Below are 3,136 nucleotides of genomic sequence, written 5' to 3' on the forward strand. Positions count from 1 at the left end.
CCCTAATCCCCACTCCCTTCGGTCGCGGGGACCCCGAGTTCCCCCTTGTCCCCCTTATCGCCTTTCTCATTACCCTATATGGCAACCAAAAGCTTTTTTGCCCGTCTATCATTACAGCAAGTTTAAAAATTTTTCAGTCTTTCAAACAACAATTCCCGGCGATGTTCAACCTATTCTTTTCGTTCTCTCGTCGCATCCAGCGTCGCTGGCTTTATCCGCTCATATCACTATCAGTAGTCATTGGCTTACTGATTGGTTCGGCTGGGTTGGCGAAAGCCATTTCCTGGTTCGATCTCATTCAACAGGGAGCGCAAATCATCCAACTGTCTGATGTTTCTGAGGAAGAGGAAGTCGAGTTAGGCAAGCAAATTAACCAACAGATGGTTGGGAAAGAATTCCGCCTCTATCGCAATCCGAGCGTCAATCGTTATGTTGAACGGGTAGGAGAACGGGTAGCGGCTGAAAGCGATCGCCCTAATCTTCCTTACCAGTTTCAAATTGTAGACAATAACAGCGTCAATGCCTTTGCTACATCTGGGGGTTTTGTCTATGTCACCACCGAATTGCTGCGTACTGCCGATAACGAAGCAGAATTAGCTAGCGTACTAGGTCACGAAATCGGTCACATTACCAATCGTCACTTAATTAAGCAAATGCGTAGCACTGCGATCGCGGGAGGACTGGCAACTGCGGCTGGCTTAAACCGTAACCGAGCTGTGGCGATTGGTGTCGATCTGGCTTTACGCCGTCCTAACAGTCGTAAAGATGAGTACGAAGCAGATACGACAGGGTTAGAGATGTTAGGACAAGCTGGCTACGATCGAGAAGCAATGGTTTCGTTTATGGAGAAATTATTAAAGAAAGGTGGTTCCACACCTGCTGTTTTGAGTACTCATCCAGCCACTCAGAGCCGTATTGCCAGATTAAGAGAAGCGATCGACTCTCAAGCAGCAGATGAGGGCGATGGGTTAGATAGCGCCGCTTACAGAGCTAGAATTCGCCCGCTTTTACGTTAATTTTTATTTGTAGAGACGTTCGGTAGAGTGTCTCTACAATCGCGCTAACACCTGGGCAGGATTAATGCGAATCGCGGCTTCTGACAGAGGCAATGTCCGAACTAGCTTATCGTAGACATCGACTTGATAAACAATCTGATTATTGATATCAACTGCTGTGAGCCAACCGCTTCTGGGATGATAAGCACCAGTATCGATATCCAACCAACCTTGTCCTTGGGCAAGTTCTCCAGGGCGTACTCCTGGTAGGGTAAACGTGATTGTATGACCGACAATAATGAGTTTGTTTTCAAAGAAGGGCTGCTTCATGCTGTGGAATTCCTGCCGCACCCAACAAAATTGCTCGACTGACTGCTCTTCCAAGGGAAGCCTGGGATCGAGTCCAGCATGAGCCAACCAAATATCGCCCAAATCGAGGTGAGTAGGCAAGGTTTGCAGCCATTCGATATGATCGCGAGGAATAGTGGCTGTTTTGTAACTGCTTAAAGTCTCATATCCGCCGCTATAAAGCCAAGCTTGGCGAATTTGATTGGAAGCGCGTTTGGTCAACACGTCTAGCAACATTTGTTCGTGATTGCCTAGCAAGCAATAGTAGGAGCTTTGCTTGACAAAATCCACGACTTGTGCGCTTTGCGGTCCCCGATCGATTAAGTCTCCCAAAAAGTAAACCTCATCGGCTGCGCCAGGGGCGATCGCCTCAAGCAAAATCATCAGTCCGTCATAGTGACCGTGCACATCACCGATAATAATGCGACGTTGGTGCGCTGCGCTCATAGAAATTTTGGGTTAACAATAATACCGCTTGTTGATTCCAGCCTATCTGTACTCAAGGAGATATTGGTTAAAGAATGGGTGAAGAATGTTTTGAAGATATTAATCTTTCATTTTAATTATGGCTTAAGCCAAAACAATCAGCTCTAGTAAAATTAAGTAAGTATGAATGTAGCCGATTTAACAGTTGCCAAAATTAACGCTCTAGTCGTCCCAACCACCGAGGAGTGGGTAGAACAAGCAATCGCTAACTTGGATACCATCTTATTGGATCATTCCCAATGCGAACGCAAAGCAGCTGGGGTAGCTCTAAATTTAATATTTCGTTACCCATCGAGTCAAAAGTTAGTTCGTTCGCTCACGGCGATCGCCCGGGAAGAACTGGAACACTTCGAGCAGGTGAACCAATGGTTGGAACGGCGAGGAATTCCTCTAGCACCTTTAGCACCACCTCCTTACGGCGCGGGGTTAAAGGCGCAAATTCGTGCCAAAGAGCCAGAACGGATGTTGGATTCTTTGCTCGTCTCTGGTCTAATTGAAGCTCGCAGTCACGAACGGTTAGGACTTTTAGCCACCCATTGCCCAGAACCAGAGCTAGCTAAATTTTATCGCGGTTTGATGGCTTCGGAAGCTAGACATTTTGGTACATATTGGATTTTGGCAGATACTTATTTCGATCGCGCTGCGTTCACCCAAAGGCTAGAAGAATTAGCTGTAGTAGAGAGTCAGTTATTATCGACTCTACATCCTCAACCGAGGATACATAGTTAGTATTTAGTATTTGGCAGCTGGTATCTGGTAGTTAGTAGATAGTAGCGAGTGACAAGTAGGGAAGCAGAACTATTCATCTGTCAAGAAGCCGTTAGCTATTTATTACCCAGAATTCATACTCTACCGAGGAGAGTTCAACCATGCACAATCAGCTTGACGAATCAACTCGCACTTGGGGGATGATGTGCCACCTTTCTGCGCTGGCAGGATTCTTCTTTCCATTTGGCTTCATTTTGGCTCCACTAGTAGTTTGGTTAACTCAAAAAAATAAGCATCCATTTATTGCCGAACAAGGAAAGGAGTCAGTGAATTTTCAAATTTCAATAGTAATTTATTTGGGCTTGCTAATATTAGTTATGTTCGTTGGGTTTAATCTAGGTTTTAGACTAATTCCTTCTTTCTCGCTATTAGTATTCATTTCATTAGTTTTTGCTGTGCCAGCCAGTTTTTGGTTAATCGCAACGATTATTGCAGCGATCAAAGCATACAACGGTCAATTTTATCGCTATCCTTTTAATATACGGTTATTGAAATAGTCTTTTCATAGATTAATATTTTTTGGTTGAAGTGAGAGCCAA

At 44.9% G+C, this 3,136-nt stretch carries 4 protein-coding genes; 3 read left to right on the plus strand and 1 reads right to left on the minus strand.

Features of this window, described 5'->3' with window-relative positions; all coding sequences use genetic code 11:
• The coding region (locus C7Y66_RS30225; protein ID WP_370143995.1) for a M48 family metallopeptidase at window positions 1-1,016 on the plus strand (1,016 nt) is incomplete at its 5' end.
• A 33-nt stretch (window positions 1,017-1,049) separates the two neighbouring features.
• On the opposite strand, the gene C7Y66_RS30230 is transcribed toward C7Y66_RS30225, so the two are convergent.
• The gene (locus C7Y66_RS30230) at window positions 1,050-1,790 is read right to left on the minus strand and encodes a metallophosphoesterase family protein (RefSeq protein ID WP_106548358.1); all 741 of its coding nucleotides are present in this window, start codon (window positions 1,788-1,790) and stop codon (window positions 1,050-1,052) included.
• A 162-nt stretch (window positions 1,791-1,952) separates the two neighbouring features.
• Here C7Y66_RS30230 and C7Y66_RS30235 point away from each other — a divergent pair, with 162 nt between their 5' ends.
• The gene (locus tag C7Y66_RS30235) at window positions 1,953-2,558 is read left to right on the plus strand and encodes a tRNA-(ms[2]io[6]A)-hydroxylase (protein WP_015154014.1); all 606 of its coding nucleotides are present in this window, start codon (window positions 1,953-1,955) and stop codon (window positions 2,556-2,558) included.
• Between the two features lie 140 nt (window positions 2,559-2,698).
• Window positions 2,699-3,094 (plus strand): DUF4870 domain-containing protein, encoded by a 396-nt coding sequence (locus C7Y66_RS30240; protein WP_106548359.1) that lies wholly within the window; start codon window positions 2,699-2,701, stop codon window positions 3,092-3,094.
• Window positions 3,095-3,136: the final 42 nt, after the last annotated feature.

This window comes from Chroococcidiopsis sp. CCALA 051, from assembly GCF_003015105.1.
Lineage (GTDB): Bacteria > Cyanobacteriota > Cyanobacteriia > Cyanobacteriales > Chroococcidiopsidaceae > Chroococcidiopsis > Chroococcidiopsis thermalis.

What these genes read in the sequence shown, in the direction of transcription:
- C7Y66_RS30230 (WP_106548358.1), bottom strand. Translation starts at nt 1,790, where the DNA reads ATGAGCGCAGCGCACCAACGTCGCATTATTATCGGTGATGTGCACGGT.
- C7Y66_RS30235 (WP_015154014.1), top strand. Translation starts at nt 1,953, where the DNA reads ATGAATGTAGCCGATTTAACAGTTGCCAAAATTAACGCTCTAGTCGTC.
- C7Y66_RS30240 (WP_106548359.1), top strand. Translation starts at nt 2,699, where the DNA reads ATGCACAATCAGCTTGACGAATCAACTCGCACTTGGGGGATGATGTGC.